We start from the raw sequence: 16,267 nt of genomic DNA, 5'->3' as shown, positions 1-16,267 counted from the left end.
CCCTTTGTTTTCTCGTGGCCGAATGCTGGCGCAAACCGGAGTTTAGCTGAGACTTCGACTTGGTTCTCGAGGTTGGGCAAACCTTATGCAAGCCCATGGCGAGTCGACTGGCCGAGCATGGCCTTGGCTATCTACTTCGGGCTACGATCACGATTGCGTTGCAGGTGCCGCGGCCGTTCGGGTGGTAGCTGTGCCGAAACGTCGAGTCGAAATGCACGGCGTCGCCTTCAGACAGCTCAACGTTAGAATTTTCCAGCGTAACCACCAAATGACCTCGCAACACGTAGATTAACTCCGGGCCTGGATGGGCATGCGGGCTTGATGGAGAATGGAATTCAGCGAGATAGGCGTCCATGGGCCGATCGGTCACAGGGTAGTCCAGGCTCTCGAAGAAATACGACGCGGATTGCCGCTGTGGGTCGTCAGGTAGGCGCAGGCGGTCTTGTTTACGAACAACTGCCAGCACAGGCTTGGCACTCTCGGCAAAGAAATGCTCCAGGCCAACGCCGAACACCAGAGCGATCCGTAACAGCGTCGGGAGTGGCGGGATCAGGTTACCTCTTTCAATCTTCGACAAGAGACCGGATGACAGCCCGCTGTGCTTGCCCAATTGAACTAGGCTGACTCCTTTGGCCCGGCGCAAGGCCCGTATCTTGGGACCGATCGCATATTCCTGGAGCCGGGAGGCCAGAATGTCTGCAAGCATTTTTTGTTCCTCGTGAACCGCTGATGAAATTCCGTAGTGATTGTTTTACTATGGAGAAAATATAATTTCATATCACGAAATTGTGAGTATTAAGAAAACGATATTTCACTGTATGCACATTCAGCCCGTGTTGGGCCAGCCGGCAACCGGCTCTCGTCATTCAACCCAAGGAGCGAAATGATGAAGATCAAAATCATGAAACTCGCGGCCGCCGCAGCGCTTGCCGTTGGAATTGCCGCTTCAAGCACAATGGCCCGCGCGGCCGAGAAGGATATAGTCGACACCGCCGTGAGCGCGGGTGAGTTCAAAACTCTTGCAGCGGCCCTCGGCACTGCGGGCCTGGTCGATACTTTGAAAGGTGCGGGGCCATTCACCGTCTTCGCACCGACTGATGCCGCGTTTGCGAAGCTGCCGGCGGGCACCGTCGAGAACCTGCTCAAGCCCGAGAACAAGGATCAGCTGACCGCAATCCTCACCTACCACGTGGTCGCCGGCAAGGTCATGGCTGCTGACGTCGTCAAGCTGTCGGAAGCAAAGACCGTGAACGGCGCGCCCGTGAAAATTGCGGTCAACGGCGACAAGGTGATGGTCAATGATGCGACTGTCTCTGCCGCCGATGTGGCCGCATCGAATGGCGTGATCCACGTCATCGACACTGTGTTGCTACCGCCGGCCAAGTGACACCAAACACGGCAGGCCGCTGCCGACACTGCGGCGGCCTGTGCCGCGATAGAGGAGCCATCGTTAAGTGCGCAATGTGTCACTCGAAATAATCATCGCCGTCGTGCCGGTCGCCGCCGCTGCCCTACTCGGCAACATTGCGACCATGCCGAACATCCCGACTTGGTATGCGAGCCTGGCAAAACCGTCCTTTAATCCGCCTAACTGGATCTTCGGGCCGATCTGGGCCGTTCTGTACGCAATGATGGCCTACGCCTTCTACCGGGTGCTCACCTCTACAGAGGGTCGGTGGACCACGGTGGCGGTTGTGCTGTTTCTGATCCAGATCGCTCTCAACGCAGCATGGTCGTGGGTTTTCTTTGCCGGCCACAATCCGCGCGGTGGGCTAGTGACCATCCTAGCGTTGTGGGTGGCGATAGCACTGACGGCGTTCAGCTTCTGGCAGATCGACCAAATAGCAAGCGCCTTGCTGTGGCCGTATCTCGGCTGGGTCACATTCGCGGCGGTCCTGAACTGGGAGATTACGCGGCTTAACGCAAGCTGATGTCAAAGGCCACCGAGACGATGATGATGGCGGAGCGAACGGGTACGATCGAGGTCAAACGACACCATGCAGCGCGGCTATCGCTACACGCTTTCAGCACACACCGGAGATGAATTCGATCCCGGATTTCGGCCCGAGCTTACACCCAAGGAATGCTGGGGCTCGGCGTGTTCGGCGGCAAATATATGACCGACACGACTGCCGAGTTTCCGGCCGAGTGGTTCACAGGCGCCAAGCTCTCGTCGGCGAAGCGAGATCCGTCGCTGAACTGCTTCCGAGTCAATGCCAGCCAGCCTCTATCAGTCTGGCGCGCCAGAGGATGGATCCATCCGGACGATCCGCGGGGGTGGTTTCAATGGTATTGCCGGTACTACCTTGCCCGGCGGATACCTGGCGAGGACGAACGCCAGATCAGGCGCTGGAAGGCCATGCGTCATCACGTTGCACAAATCCGCGAGCGGTGTGCGGTCGGCGACCTCAGTTGCCGGCGTCGACAGCGTCAGGCGCTGCTTCATTGGGCTTACGACAGCCGCAAGATCTGAGACCGGTCGATAGTGCGCCTCGATGGAGGGTGGCGCTTTGGCAACCGGCCGCCCTTGATAGTTTGCAAGAGAGTGAAGCTGTCTATGTTAAGCGCGTGACCAACGTCAGACTTCTAATGCAGGACATCAGACGACGCAACTTTGAACTGAGTCGGGTCACCTTGGCAGGAGTCAGCGCATTCCGCTTCTCCTCATCAGTGAATTCTTCGTCTTCACCACCACAGATAATGCGTCCGCGTCGTACGTAGATAAAGATATGGATCCGAAGCTTCCCAGATCTGGCTCGATTTCCGGGAGGCGGTCACCGGCGGGCAGCGACAACAAGCTCGTTGGACCGCCCAAACTTGGCTCGCAAAATGCCAACCCCATTCCAAAACGCGGGCTGCTTATCGTTCTCGCGTTATAAGGCCGATAAACTGTATTCGCCATCGCACTTTGAGCAGCGATACAGCCCCGGCTGGGCACTGTCTGAAACGGAAGCACGTTCCTCGTTCACGATCCAGCAATAAGGGCATGTCGGATCCTTATCCGGTCGGAAGGCGCCTAACCGATGCAGCGCTTGGCGGCAGTTTTCGGCTTCCGCCTCAATGGCGGCAACTTTCCGGGCGACCTCGTCCGTAATCGGCGAGGCTTCGCACCGGGCTATTTCGGCATAGAGTTCGACGCGGCGGAGGGGCTGGCGGCTCGCGAGGGTAGCGGCGCTCGCCCATAATACGCTGTGCAATTTCATGGTGAGATGCTTGGTGGAATTAAGCGAATCTGCCTGCCGCCGTGGTGCTGTGCGGCAGGCTCTACCTTGACTCGACGAGGGGGGCTGAGCGACCCAGGATGCCCGGCTCATGTCAGCAAATCGCTGCGCGAGACCTACCCAGGGGCGCGACTGTCACTACTCTCAACCCGGGATTGGCACTTAGGTGAGAGTTTGCGCTGCCTGAAGAGAATGGCATGTATCGCCATGAAGAAAGCACGAACGAGGCTTTTTCTGACGCAGGTCAGTCTGATTTTTCTACCCGATCCAACCGGTCCAGCAATTCTTTCAGTTCCCGCCAGTTTTTTAAAGGAAGCTTTCTCATACTGCCTGAGCATCTCTTCGGCTTGGCCCGTACCCCACCTTTCGCGGACAGTTCCCGCAAAATTCGCCATTGTTCTTTAGCGATAACGTCCCCCGTCTCCGCTAGGCCGCCGCCAAATGCTCAAGCAATTGGTTCCGTTCCTTAGCAGGAATATAGCCATCGACCATTGCCTCAGTCGATTTGAGAAACTCACGAGATCGCTCATTATCGCTCGGGTGTTTTCCCGTACCTTCGAGGTAAGCAGCATATCAGGAAAAGCGGGGTTCTTTGGGGACATATTGTGCTCCACTTTGAGGCGGGAGCACATAGAACTCTCAGTCGTCAGCGCCCGGTTGCAAGAAAATGCACGTGCTGACAATACGAGTGAACTACCCCAGTTCCAGGAAGATTCCTAATTCGCCTTCCGCGCGGGGCCTGTAGGTTTCACGGCGACTTTACTCACATCGGGTTCCGAGGACGGTGGTCCCCGTCCGCTTGCCAATGCCCCCAGTTGAGCGGACACCGGCCACCCCGCCTGGCGCTCCGCCTTAGGCGGAGGTTTTCTAGTTCGCCGGCAATTCGACAGAATATAAAGCGAACATGAGGTGCAATCAACGAAGTAGCGGGAACCTATGTACTGCTTGTTAGTTATGGAGGATAATGACTAACAAAGCTAAGTAGTCTAATCGGAAAGAGGGTTACGATGTCTCCTCGGCATCGCGAAATTAGACTTCAAATTATGTTGGACGGGCCCGAAGCACAGGCAGTGGAAGATTGGCGTTTCAGAAACCGCATGCCAAGCCGAGCTGCTGCTGTTCGAGAAATCATAAGGCGGGGTCTAGTTGCGCAGGGCTTCGAACTTGCAAACGGTGGCCTCAAATCGGCGGAATATGGAGTGATCACCTCCCCAATGGGGGAGGAAATAACGCCTTCCACACGCGACGGACCAACCAATGGCTCCACTAGGGGGCGCAGGTAATTGCGTTTGTATCACCATGGCCAAGAGCAGACGGAAGACGAGAAACACCCTCACAAAACTTCAGATCCAGGCCGACCGCGCTCGCAAAATGGCGCTCGAGTGCGGATCCCCGCTAGTTTCAGAACTTTTCGAAATACACGCGGCGGTTTGCGATCAACGCGCATTAGCCAAAGCGATGAAAGGCAAGCGCCGATCGTCTCCCGCAATGCCAACAAGGGAGGAAAGCGCGAATTGCTTCGCCAGGAAATGCGGGAAATTCCCGATGTGATCCGAGAGGCCGAGCAGAGTTGCACGGCCGGGCGTCTATCACCTCGACGCCATGCACGGCGTGAGCTTCCCCGACATTAACAAGACGCCGACCGAGCAGGGTATCGCGCCGCCTTGCGAGAACACGCCGATTCCCGGACTTGCGGAGATCCCGCGGCCGTGGACCCGGGAATGTCAACGTGCCTGACGCAGCCGCGTCCGATGGTGTCCTGACGGATTTCCTCGGGCGTCGAGGCGACTTTTACGACGCTTCAATGCCAGCAGGTCTACCTCGTTGCCCATTGAGGAACAAAATCACCGTCCGGCCAAAGGGCAACCCTCGGCCGGCCGAGAAGCCAGAACGCGTTGACGACACCATAGCGCCGCTCACAGCACGTCGCCGGAAGGCTCATCACAGGCGGGCAGCGCCCGTTTACCCCCAAGCCAAACCGGTTCGATTATCTAAGGGCTTGAAGACCCCTAAGCCCAAACTACATAAATCGGGCCGGCAGCTGCCGGCACTCAACAGCACATTGGAGAGAGGAGATGCAAAAGCAAGTTGCCGTCAATAATATGGGCGCCAGCCCGGGGTTCAGCGAGCGCTGGGAAGTAGACCATCTTTGCAATCGCTACGGTCTTTCCCGCGCCACGGCTCGAAATATCGTGCAGGGCCATGCGGGCGACCGAAGCAGGATAGAACAGGAAGCGGAGCGCCTGGCAAAATATGAAAGGCTGCATTCAGGGCGCCCGTGAGGGAGAGCATGATCAACACCCGCGCTCTTCTTCGATTAGTTCTCTCTGGGTCTGGCTGTCGACACGCCTGGTGGAAGGGCGTTTACCCGCAAGAACGATCGATTGTGTGCAGCAAGTGCGGCCTAAACGCTTATGTCCTGAAACCCGATGGAGAGATGACACGATGTCCCCAGACCGGAAAGGTGCCGTTTCGAAAGAGTGCGTCGGATAGTCCTCAGCCCGCAAAACAGCCATGGTTCGAGGTTTGACAAGCGCCGCAGAACCTGACCTTAGCGTGATCCGGTTCCTCACACTTCCGAGACCCCGTGGCTACTAGGAGAAGCCCGCGGGTGTTGACCGAAGGGGTCTGGCTGCTGCCGAGTCTGCCAGCCTCTCTCAGCAAATGATTGGCTAGGTTCATGCTACGATTGCGGGACGAAACGCCCACTGCTCCAGACTATGGGCAGCGGGCTCTACAATTGTGATGGACTAAGGACAGGCGGTCGCCAGTTTAAAGAATATATCGCTGGCTCAACAAGCGACGATATGACGGCGTTCGCTTCATCCCCCGTCTTGCCTCCTCGTCCAATTCTTTGAGAGCGTCCATGATCTCGTCGAACGTCACCGTTCGCCCGGCCGGGTTTCTTCGCAAACTTGGCATGGCTTCCACGGCGCAGGCGTCAGAGGCCCAGGACGCCAAAATGGCGCGCTTCTCGTTTACGGTGAGATCTGGATCGCAGACCACTTCCTGAGGGTGTGTAAACGCATCAGCGGGCCTCAGGCTGTCATCAAGGTCCAGCCCGCTGGGGATCCTTCGGGATAGATACATTCCTCGCATGACGGCCTCCATCAATTGATGAGCTTGGCAGATGCTCCACCGTTGATAGTTATTTTCCGGGACTTTGCCGCTTCCGGAATTTCCTGATGGAGCTCGATCTGAAGAATGCCGTTTTCATAAGAGGCCCCACTTACCTCGATATGATCGGCAAGGCTGAAGTGTCTCTCGAAGGCCTGGCCTGCTATGCCCTCATGCAGGTAATGGCGCTTTTCATCCGGTTTCTTCTGACCGGAAACGGTCAAGAGATTTTGCTTGGCAGTGATGGTAAGTTCATCTTCCGAGAACCCCGCAACCGCCAATCGGATGAAATAGGTTGAGTCGTCTTTCCGGATGATGTCGTAAGGCGGGAAGCCGCCTTCCGCGTCAAAACGCTTCTGAGCCTCATTGATGAGCTTGAAAAGAGGCTCAAAGCCAACGCTTGAGCGTGACAAGGTTGAAAAGTCGAAGTTCCTCATAGCCACATCCTCCATTGAGCAACATGGGTACGAGCAGCGCATCGGACGTCCGCCAATGGACGCGCCGGGCTAACCCGATTATAATCCCGGTAGAATTCGATCTAGTTGGGGAAGTCCTGAGTTCAAGTCCCGGTCGGAAAAATTTTTGTTCCGAACTGAAACTCGACTTACAACTCCTTCTAATAGGAATGGACTGAAAAGAAATCCTCTTGCGCCGAAAAAACCATGGACAACGTATGAGTAACCCCACGCCTGGCGGGTCATCAGTCCGAGTCAGTATTCATACCATTCCACGGCAGATAACCCATCTCGACGCACAGTCCTGCAGCGCAGGGCACACGGCCTGTGGGCGGCTCAAGTTCGGAGCCTCCTCGGCGATGTAGCGGTCATGCCTTGTTAACGGGCATTGCCTACCCAGAAAGAGCCGCAGTCCTGGCAAAGACCCTGGTGAGCCCGGCATCCTTTTCAGGCTGGGGCGTTCGGACGGTGGCAGCCACTGAGGCTCGATACCGTACGATGAGTTATCACAATGGATCGGTCTGGCCCCATGAGAGTGCGCTGATTGCCGCCGGTTTCGCACGCTACGGCTTCAAGCGCGGGAGGGTGGCGCACTTCAGAGGACTTTTGGCTTCGACCTATGTCGACCTCCGTCGCTTGCCGGAAATTCTCTGTGGTTTCGCACGGCAGCTTACGAGGGGGCCTACTTTCTATCCTGTCGCCTGCGCCCCCCACGCCTGGGCCGCCGCCGCACCGCTTTACCTTTTGCAATCCTGTCTCGGCCTGGGCTTCGACCCCGCGGCGTCTCACCTTCGAGGATCCGAGGTTGCCGGACTTTCATCGGCGAGGTCACGCTTCGAAACCTCAACATTGTTGATGGGACGTCTGCTGATGTGATGCTAAAACGGTCAGGATCGCAAGTCGTCGTCGATGTTCTCGATCGCCGGGGGCCGGTCAAAGTGATAACAACGGCTTGACCAGCCTGGAGGCCTCTTGAACCTCTAACAAGCCTAACTAAATCGTGGGGGCGTGGGCTGCCCAAAGGGGGGCCCGCGCGGTCGGCGGGTGCCGGCAGGCATCCGACGATGGGAAAACCTGTATCCATGTTGCTCCAAGGAGGATGTGGCTATGAGAACCACCTTTGACTTTACCCCACTGTACCGGTCGGGCATCGGTTTTGACCGCGTGCTGGACGCTCTCGAGGCCGCGAGCCGCGTCGAATCGATCGATAAATGGCCGCCTTACAACATCGCCAAGATTGGTGAGGACGACTATCGCATTACCATGGCGGTGGCCGGATTTACCCAAGACGAACTGACCGTTACACAAGAGCAGAACATGCTCGTTGTGTCGGGCGAGAAAACCGGCGAGGACAACGGACAATACCTCCATCGCGGCATTAACGGTCGCGCATTTCAGCGCCGGTTTGAGCTCGCCGACCATGTGAAGGTCTCAGACGCAAGTCTGGTAAACGGCCTGCTCACGATCGAGCTGAAGCGCGAGCTTCCCGATGAGATGAAGCCGCGCCGCATCGCGGTTGCATTCACCGGGTCGCCTCCGAAGGTCCAGACCAAGCGGATCGAAGCCGGGAAGCGCGCAGCCTGAGTTTTCCCGGACGCGCTTCGTGCGCAGGGCGATGGGCGATGAGCCCAGCGCTTGGGAACAAATTTTGACAGAGAAACTGAAATGAGGAAGCCATGAATGTACGTGCTCTCATACCCTGGGGCCGGAATTCCACGGCCCCGAATGCCTATCGCGAAGAGGAACGTAGCCCGTTTCTCTCGCTCCACCGAGAAGTGAACCGCCTGTTCGATGACGTCTTCCGCAGCTTCGACACCCAGCTGCCGCGCTTTGGATCGCTTTCGTCCTTCAACGGATCCTGGCCGAATGTCGAGATCTCTGAAACGGACAAAGACGTCCAGGTGACAGCGGAGATACCTGGCCTCGACGAGAAAGACGTCGAAGTCCTGCTCGGCGACGGCGTGCTGACGCTGAAAGGTGATAAACAGTCCCAGACGGAAGACAAGGATAGACGCTTCTCGGAGCGCTTCTATGGCCATTTCGAGCGCCGCATCCCGCTCGGGGTCGACGTCGAGGAGGACAGGGTCGAGGCGCGCTTCAGGAACGGCGTGCTGCACATCTTGCTGCCCAAGAGCGAAAAGGCGCAGTCGCAGATTAAGCGCATCGCGATCAAGAGCTGAGTCTTGTGAGGGCCGGCGGCAGTCCATCGGCCGCCGCCGGCTGCGTCCTTCGCCAAATTGGGAGGGATCAGCAATGGTGGAGATTGTCAGTCAACACATAAACACAATCATTTTTCCGGCGAGATACCCCGCCAATGATAGTTCGGGTGCGCCGCTGGCCGTGGGGCGTTCTACGTGTGGCCGTCGCGGTGATCGGGGTGATCGCGCTTTTTGCATTCCATCAGGTTGGGGTCTCTGGTCATTGATCTCGCCTTGGGCGCTCGGCTTCTCGGCGATTTCGCCGGCCGCCACCGCCCAGTCGCCGGGATGGGCGCAGCCGTAGCCTCTGGTTCACCACGATCCGTCCTTAGTCGACAGCATGAGGGTTGTGGCCGGCTTGTTTTTTCGCTGGATAAACGGAAGCTGGCGTACTCACGGGAGGGCGATCTCCTTGCCGAAATGACGCCACTCTGCCTGCTCCACGAGTGCGTGATGAGCATGCGCACCGAATGCAGCTTGCCCTCGATCTCACGCTCCCAATAGCTGAGAAAGCCCATCAATGTTGGGAATTCCGGCGCCAGGTCGTGGTGTGACCATAGGAAGAGTTGCAGCAAACCGGGATAGTCGGGAAGGTGGTAATGGATCTCGGCCGTGGTAAGGCCGTAGCCGTGCATGCGAAGCAGGAATTCTTTGCTGATCATACGTCCCTCTTATACCCAGGATGCGGATAGGCAGAATAACAGTCTCGTTCTGCGAGGGTTCCGGTGCATCCATTGCCGGCCTCTTGCTGGCCGACTCAATGGGTGAGTGCTAAAATTTTTCGCCAGACCTCTTGAAATCACGCGGGGGCAAATTAGCTCGTATTGCACGCGATGCCCATGAGGTATCGCGGACCCCGCTGTGGCCCCCGCGGGCTGGGCGGTGGAACCTCTCAAAAATCTGTTTGTCCAACGAGGAGAACGATATGACGTTCCGTCCATTGCATGACCGTATCCTGGTCCGCCGCATCGACGCCGATGAGAAAACGGCAGGCGGCATCATCATCCCGGACACCGCAAAAGAGAAGCCGCAGGAAGGCGAGGTCCTGGCCGTCGGCCCCGGTGGGCGCGACGACAAGGGCGCGCTTCAGCCGCTCGATGTCAAGAAGGGGGACCGCATCCTTTTCGGCAAATGGTCCGGCACTGAGATCAAGCTCGATGGCGAAGAGCTGCTCATCCTGAAGGAGAGCGACGTCATGGGTGTGATCGAGGAGAAGGCCCCCGTAAAGCGTGCGGCCTGACCTGGCACTAATCGCACCCAGTCAATGAAGCTGCCTAAAGAAGAAGCTGCCTAAAGAAGGAGTGATCAAATGGCTGCCAAGGAAGTCAAATTTCATAGCGATGCGCGCGAGCGGATGCTGCGCGGCGTCGACATTCTCGCCAACGCCGTGAAGGTAACCCTAGGTCCCAAGGGCCGCAATGTCGTCATCGATAAATCTTTCGGCGCGCCGCGCGTCACCAAGGACGGTGTGACGGTGGCGAAGGAAATCGAACTCGAAGACAAGTTCGAGAATATGGGCGCCCAGATGGTGCGAGAAGTCGCATCGAAAACCAGTGACACCGCCGGCGACGGCACCACGACGGCAACGGTGCTCGCCCAGGCGATCGTCAAGGAGGGTGCCAAGGCCGTGGCCTCAGGCATGAACCCAATGGATTTGAAGCGTGGCATCGACAAGGCCGTCGACGCCGTCGTGGCGGAGCTCAAGGCCAATGCTCGCAAGGTGACTAAGAACGACGAGATCGCCCAGGTCGGTACAATTTCGGCCAATGGCGATGCCGAAATCGGACGATTTCTTGCCGAGGCGATGCAGAAGGTCGGCAATGAGGGCGTGATCACGGTCGAGGAAGCCAAGACCGCGGTAACCGAGCTGGAAGTCGTGGAAGGCATGCAGTTCGACCGCGGCTATGTCTCGCCCTACTTCATCACCAATCCGGACAAGATGCGGGTTGAATTGGAGGACCCTTATCTCCTGATTCACGAGAAAAAGCTCGGCAGTCTCCAGCCCATGCTCCCGCTGCTGGAAGCTGTCGTGCAGTCGGGCAAGCCACTGCTCGTCATCGCGGAAGACATCGAAGGCGAAGCTCTGGCGGCACTCGTGGTCAACAAGCTGCGTGGCGGCCTCAAGGTGGCCGCGGTCAAGGCGCCGGGCTTCGGCGATCGCCGCAAGGCCATGCTCGAGGATATTGCCATCCTCACAGGTGGAACCGCCATCTCCGAGGATCTCGGCATCAAGCTCGAGAATGTCACAATCGACATGCTCGGGCGGGCCAAGACGGTGACCATAGAGAAGGAGAACACGACCATCGTCGATGGCGCGGGTGCAAAACGCGATATTGACGCCCGCGTCAATCAGATCAAGGCGCAGATCGAGGAAACGACTTCGGACTACGACCGCGAGAAGCTGCAGGAACGGCTGGCGAAGCTTGCCGGAGGTGTGGCGGTGATCCGTGTCGGCGGCTCGACCGAGGTCGAGGTCAAGGAGCGAAAGGACCGTGTTGACGACGCGATGCACGCCACGCGCGCGGCTGTTGAAGAGGGCGTTCTGCCTGGTGGAGGCGTGGCGCTGCTACGTGCTGCCAAGGCCCTTGATAAGGTTACGACTGATAACGCTGACCAGAAGTATGGAGTCGAGGTCGTTCGCCGCGCCATTGAGGCGCCGGCGCGCCTGATTGCGGAGAATGCCGGGGCCGAGGGCTCCATCATTATCGGAAAGCTCCGTGAAAATAGCGCTTTAGGCTTCGGCTGGAACGCACAAACTGGGGAATTCGGCGATCTCTATGCGCAAGGGGTCATCGATCCGGTGAAAGTGGTGCGCACCGCCCTGCAGGACGCTGCCTCGGTTGCGGGGTTGCTCGTGACCACCGAAGCGATGATCGCCGAGAAGCCGAAAAAGGAAACGGCACCGGCGATGCAGCCTGGCGGCGGCATGGACTACTAACCGCCATTGACCATGCCCGCCTCGGGGAACCGGAGGTGGGCCTTTGGTAGGGCAATTGGTAGGATATGGAGTTTTGGGGAAAAGGATTACCGTTGACGGCGCTGCCCGGGTATTGGGATTGGATGGAGGACGAAGGGCTCGCCTAGGAAGGTTCAATCATTGATCGCGGTTTAGGCCGAAGGCTGACCCAAAGAGACCGGGCGAGAAGAAGCGGGCGTTCTCTGACGAGGAGATCGAGACGCTCTTTGGCCTATGCGGTGACGTCTATGACGCGAGCATGATCGCGGCGCTGACCGGCGCGAGACTCGAAGAAATTGCACGGATCAGGGCGAGAGACGTCGACTTGGGCCGCATGACGCGTCACATCGCAGGGACCAAGACGTGAAGCTGCCGAAGGGCGTCGGGCGGCCCCGCTAACCCCAGCCGACCTACGCCTTTGAAGTCGCGTCGCGCCGCAGCATCTCTGCAAGTATTTCGGCCGGACTTCGGCCACAGCCCGCGAGATAAATGATACGGTGCGCTATGGTTTCGAGCGTTGCGTTATCGCTGATACACCGGTCGGCCAAATGAGTACGCAGCTCAACAAAGACCCGAGAAAGCTCGGCCATGCGCTCTGGATTGAAATACCTATGGGCCACGACTGCCCGCCTGTTCCCTTCCTGAAGGCGTGTCGATCATAGCATAGCCAACCACATCACTGGCGGCCAAAATTCTGACGAAAAATGCGAGGAGGGGATCGACAGGGGAGCGGCGCGGCGCGACCTCCGGTACCTCGGCCGCCCCTGATCCAAACCTGGGCCTCACTAAAGCACTCGTATGCACAAGACCCTTTTGGAGAGCAGAAAAGACGCGGACCGCGCCGACAATCAGATTGACCCACAGGAGCGACTTATTGCTTCCTGACTGCGGCAGTCGCTGACACGACCTACGCCCAGAAGACACTCATGGAATAACAGGAAGCAACGGCTGATCCGTCTCGCGGAGATAGAGCGGCTATCTGAGAACAAGCGCTGAGCGGTATCAGCGACTACGGCATCGGCTCATGGCCATGGAGTCGAGCGTCGGGCGGCAGCTGGCCCAGATGCTCTACCGTCCCACTCAAAACTGTTTGGGGCAGGGCCATTTCCTCTTCAGAGCCCTCAAAGCAACGGAAGCAGCCGAGCCTGTGCGAGCCTGTGGTCGCGCCTCCAATTCCTTCAGAACAACCTTCCCAAGCCTTCCCACCTTCGCTCTTGGAGGGAGGCAGATCACCAACTTTTCCGTGGCAATCACCGCAGCCTCATTTGCTGTATCAACAACTGCGGCAAGATACGATGCACAGCGAGCGCTCGACCGACTGCATTCGGCGTAGAGCTTGTCCGCGTTCCACATGCTCTTTGCTGCAGCGGGTGGTGCCAGCGCTAGGCAAGCGAGCATCCCACCCGCGGTGATTAAATTGATCCACGTCATGTGATGCCCAACGATTTCCCATCAGGTAAAGTTTCATTGAAGGGACGCAGACGCACGGCGCGTCTTGAGCACTATGCAGCCAATTGCCTCCCAGCAGCGAAGAGGACGAAAGCCGCTCGCCAGTATCCACAACGACGGCCTGCGGACTACTCGACTGCCGGGAGCGAAAACGGTGAGAGCCTATCCGACAGACGCTTCACACTGAACGCCGAAACTAGGACGGAGCCTAGGACGAAAAAAGAGGCGCATAAAAAAATATAAACAAAAACAACTATTTATAACATGAAACTGGCGGAGAGAGATGATGCGGTTAGCCTCAGAACCGGCGGTGATATTTCGCTGGACTTCCGCGGCACAGCAAGCATGGATAAGAGGCGGTAAAGGTACCCTGATTAACTCCAAGCCCGGTCGATCCCGGGCTCGAGGTGGTGCAAGCGCTGGAATGGCCAGCGCTAACTAGGATGCACCACGATGCCCAAGTTCACGCGCCATCAATCCAAAACCAAGTCCCTAAGCCGCAAATCTGGGGGACCCTCTCTCACCAAGACTGACGGCCTCCTAAAGCTGCTGGCCCGCCCCGGAGGGGCAACCATCGATGAACTTGCCAAAGCTGCGGGCTGGCAACTCCATTCGGTCCGAGGTTTTCTGGCCGGCCACGTCCGCAAAAAGCTCGGACTGTCTCTGTCGTCAGAGAAGGCCCCAGGCTCAGACCGCCGTTACTCGATCAAGTAGCGGAGAGGCCAGATGCAAAAAATTCTAGAGAACGTTGAACAATTGGTCTCGGCGATCGATTTCGGCCAACTCTCTTCGCTTGAAGATGCCGAGCTCCATCGTCTCTGGCGCGTGAGGTTTGGTAGGAACGTGCCAACGCATCTTCCACGCACCCTCTTCCAGCGCCTGCTGCATTACCGTATTCAGGCGAAAGTGTCAGGTGACCCGCACCGCTCTCTTCGCGTCACCCTCAACAAGGTCCTGGCAGGAGGCCTGTCTCCATCAAATGCTTCCGGGCTTCGGCCCGGCAGCGTTCTCATCAGGGAGCATGGCGGCGAGCTGCACAGGGTTATGGTTCTGGAGAATGGCTTCGCCTGGTCGGGTATAGCAGCCTGTCCGAGACCGCCTTCGCTATCACCGGCACCAAATGGAACGGTCGTCGATTCTTCGGTCTGGATCGGAAGGCTTCCCAGAAATGACCAAGCCATCTGAACGCGTTGCCGCGCGCTGTGCGATCTATACGCGCGTCTCGAGCGACCAGGGATTGGAGCAAGACTTCAACTCTCTCGATGCACAAAGAGAGGCCTGTTCGGCCTACATAAAAAGCCAAGCTTCGGAAGGCTGGAAGGCCCTCTCAAGAACTTATGATGATGGAGGATACTCGGGTGGTTCGCTGGAGCGGCCTGCTGTGCAGCAGTTACTCGACGACATCCGGGCCAGAAGGATCGATATCGTCGTTGTCTATAAAGTGGATCGGCTGACCCGTGCGCTGGCCGACTTTGCAAAGCTCGTGGAATTGTTCGACGGCCATGGGGTCTCTTTCGTATCGGTGACCCAGTCCTTCAACACGACCACATCAATGGGACGCCTCACCCTCAATGTCCTTCTCTCCTTCGCGCAGTTCGAGCGGGAGGTTACGGGCGAAAGAATCCGTGACAAGATAGCCGCCTCAAAGAAAAAGGGCCTGTGGGTGGGAGGGGTCGTCCCGCTTGGTTACCGGGTCGAGAACAAGCACCTGATTGTAGATGATGGAGAGGCGGCGACCGTCAAGCTGATCTTCGCTCGCTATCTGGAGCTTGGCTCGCTCCCCGCCCTGCAAAAGGATTTGCGCGAGAAGGGTATTATTACCAGAGTGAGAACCTTGTCGTCCGGGCGCACCGTGGGAGGCGGTCCTCTGACCAATGGCCCCCTCAATCACATCCTGCGTAACCGGGTCTATCTCGGCGAGATCAATCACCAGGGGCAGAGTTACAAGGGAGAGCACCAGCCTATTATTGACCCTGTTCTCTTCGATACGGTTCAGGCCCGGCTTTCGCACAATCTACAGGTCCGCCGGGAAGATCGTCTCGCCTCGGAGGCACTTCTGACCGGAAAGTTCTTCGATGACCGGAATAATCGGATGTCACCGACCTATGCGATCAAAAGGGAGTCCGCTATCGCTATTATGTGTCGACTGCCCTCGTCCAGGGTCAAAGGGGACAGGCTGGATCGGTTCCGCGTCTTCCGGCAAACGAAATCGAGAAAGCAGTTCTCACCGCCCTCAGAGACAAAGTGTCCGGCGAGGGTGGAATGGAAGACCGGGATCTGGTCGAAAGGTACTTGGGCCAAGTCGTGATCCGTAACGGAACCCTCGATGTCGCGATCAATACGACCGATGGAGCCAGCACGGCCGAGATTATTACCATCCCCTGGGCACCACCCCCTCCGACGACCCGCAAACGCGACTTGCTGGTGCCGCAGGGAAGTGATGCCGCGGCCCAACAGCCCATGAAGATTGAGAATCGTACTCGCCTGTTGAAGGCAATTCACAAAGCGATTGTCTGGCTCGACGAGCTGATTGGTGGCAAAGTGGCGGACACAGGAACTCTAGCCCTGAGGGAGGGCTGCAGCGAAAGAACTGTCAGGCACACCCTATCTCTCGCCTTTCTGGCGTCGGACATCGTCGCTGCAGCGATCGAGGGACGTCTGCCACGCGGTCTCGGCCTTACCCGCCTGACGGAGCTTCCTTTGGACTGGGCTGAGCAACGACGCCTTCTCGGAATCGCCTGATCTTCAGTCGCGCTCTGATTGCGCCATTGCGGTGGTCATCCCCGGCGGACAATCTGTTTGGATAAGACTCGACTTGTTCTGCGCCTGGCAAACGACTGAGCTTTTGAGCGACATACGAACCGGTCTCTT

Annotated in this window: 13 protein-coding genes and 5 pseudogenes; 14 read left to right on the top strand and 4 right to left on the bottom strand. The window is 57.8% G+C overall.

Annotated elements, in window-relative coordinates:
- Window positions 1-127: 127 nt before the first annotated feature.
- Complete coding sequence (locus G5V57_RS02925) at window positions 128-706, bottom strand: helix-turn-helix domain-containing protein (RefSeq protein WP_165166116.1); 579 nt, start codon at window positions 704-706, stop codon at window positions 128-130.
- A gap of 180 nt (window positions 707-886) precedes the next feature.
- On the opposite strand from G5V57_RS02925, the gene G5V57_RS02920 reads away from it, so the two are divergent.
- The 5 genes and pseudogenes from G5V57_RS02920 to G5V57_RS34125 all read left to right on the top strand — a co-directional run.
- Window positions 887-1,387 carry a fasciclin domain-containing protein gene (locus tag G5V57_RS02920; protein WP_371744854.1) on the top strand — a complete coding sequence of 167 codons (501 nt, stop codon included), beginning with the start codon at window positions 887-889 and terminating at the stop codon, window positions 1,385-1,387.
- 67 nt (window positions 1,388-1,454) lie between these two features.
- Window positions 1,455-1,931: a TspO/MBR family protein gene (locus G5V57_RS02915; RefSeq protein ID WP_165166115.1), complete on the top strand. Its 477-nt coding sequence runs from the start codon at window positions 1,455-1,457 to the stop codon at window positions 1,929-1,931.
- A gap of 66 nt (window positions 1,932-1,997) precedes the next feature.
- A pseudogene (locus tag G5V57_RS02910) lies at window positions 1,998-2,473 on the top strand (hypothetical protein).
- Between the two features lie 550 nt (window positions 2,474-3,023).
- The gene (locus G5V57_RS02905; RefSeq protein ID WP_165166114.1) at window positions 3,024-3,185 is read left to right on the top strand and encodes a hypothetical protein; all 162 of its coding nucleotides are present in this window, start codon (window positions 3,024-3,026) and stop codon (window positions 3,183-3,185) included.
- Between the two features lie 1,620 nt (window positions 3,186-4,805).
- A pseudogene (locus G5V57_RS34125) lies at window positions 4,806-4,981 on the top strand (arylsulfatase); the annotation flags it as partial.
- 1,350 nt (window positions 4,982-6,331) lie between these two features.
- Here G5V57_RS34125 and G5V57_RS02900 read toward each other — a convergent pair.
- A complete protein-coding gene (locus G5V57_RS02900; RefSeq protein WP_165166113.1) occupies window positions 6,332-6,775 on the bottom strand; it encodes an Hsp20 family protein in 444 nt (147 codons plus the stop codon).
- A gap of 381 nt (window positions 6,776-7,156) precedes the next feature.
- Between G5V57_RS02900 and G5V57_RS34120 the strand changes: the two are divergent.
- The 3 genes and pseudogenes from G5V57_RS34120 to G5V57_RS02890 form a co-directional block, all read left to right on the top strand.
- Window positions 7,157-7,749: pseudogene (locus G5V57_RS34120) on the top strand (amylo-alpha-1,6-glucosidase); the annotation flags it as partial.
- Window positions 7,750-7,900: 151 nt separating this feature from the next.
- Window positions 7,901-8,377 (top strand): Hsp20 family protein, encoded by a 477-nt coding sequence (locus tag G5V57_RS02895; RefSeq protein WP_165166112.1) that lies wholly within the window; start codon window positions 7,901-7,903, stop codon window positions 8,375-8,377.
- Window positions 8,378-8,469: 92 nt separating this feature from the next.
- Window positions 8,470-8,973, top strand: coding sequence for an Hsp20/alpha crystallin family protein (locus G5V57_RS02890; protein WP_165166111.1), 504 nt, complete (start codon window positions 8,470-8,472; stop codon window positions 8,971-8,973).
- A 411-nt stretch (window positions 8,974-9,384) separates the two neighbouring features.
- Here the strand turns inward: G5V57_RS02890 and G5V57_RS35085 are convergent.
- Window positions 9,385-9,653: pseudogene (locus tag G5V57_RS35085) on the bottom strand (protein usg).
- Between the two features lie 263 nt (window positions 9,654-9,916).
- Here G5V57_RS35085 and G5V57_RS02880 point away from each other — a divergent pair.
- Window positions 9,917-10,231 (top strand): co-chaperone GroES, encoded by a 315-nt coding sequence (locus G5V57_RS02880; protein ID WP_165166109.1) that lies wholly within the window; start codon window positions 9,917-9,919, stop codon window positions 10,229-10,231.
- Window positions 10,232-10,300: 69 nt separating this feature from the next.
- Window positions 10,301-11,929, top strand: coding sequence for a chaperonin GroEL (groL, locus tag G5V57_RS02875; protein ID WP_165166108.1), 1,629 nt, complete (start codon window positions 10,301-10,303; stop codon window positions 11,927-11,929).
- A 1,098-nt stretch (window positions 11,930-13,027) separates the two neighbouring features.
- On the opposite strand, the gene G5V57_RS35080 is transcribed toward groL, so the two are convergent.
- On the bottom strand, window positions 13,028-13,300 hold the full coding sequence (locus G5V57_RS35080; RefSeq protein ID WP_371744853.1) for a Rap1a/Tai family immunity protein: 273 nt from the start codon (window positions 13,298-13,300) through the stop codon (window positions 13,028-13,030).
- Between the two features lie 549 nt (window positions 13,301-13,849).
- Here G5V57_RS35080 and G5V57_RS02865 point away from each other — a divergent pair.
- From G5V57_RS02865 to G5V57_RS35075, 4 genes and pseudogenes are all read left to right on the top strand, one after another.
- On the top strand, window positions 13,850-14,110 hold the full coding sequence (locus tag G5V57_RS02865; RefSeq protein ID WP_165166106.1) for a DUF3489 domain-containing protein: 261 nt from the start codon (window positions 13,850-13,852) through the stop codon (window positions 14,108-14,110).
- 12 nt (window positions 14,111-14,122) lie between these two features.
- Window positions 14,123-14,568 (top strand): annotated as a pseudogene (locus G5V57_RS02860) (DUF2924 domain-containing protein).
- Complete coding sequence (locus G5V57_RS02855) at window positions 14,565-15,704, top strand: recombinase family protein (protein ID WP_371744714.1); 1,140 nt, start codon at window positions 14,565-14,567, stop codon at window positions 15,702-15,704. The pseudogene G5V57_RS02860 and the gene G5V57_RS02855 overlap by 4 nt, the downstream one beginning before the upstream one ends.
- On the top strand, window positions 15,659-16,138 hold the full coding sequence (locus tag G5V57_RS35075; RefSeq protein ID WP_371744713.1) for a resolvase: 480 nt from the start codon (window positions 15,659-15,661) through the stop codon (window positions 16,136-16,138). Before G5V57_RS02855 ends, G5V57_RS35075 begins: the two co-directional genes overlap by 46 nt.
- Window positions 16,139-16,267 lie beyond the last annotated feature (129 nt).

This window comes from Nordella sp. HKS 07 (genome assembly GCF_011046735.1).
Taxonomy (GTDB): domain Bacteria; phylum Pseudomonadota; class Alphaproteobacteria; order Rhizobiales; family Aestuariivirgaceae; genus Taklimakanibacter.
Note: the sequence above shows the minus strand (reverse complement) of the source record. Positions and strands in the feature narration are given on the sequence as shown.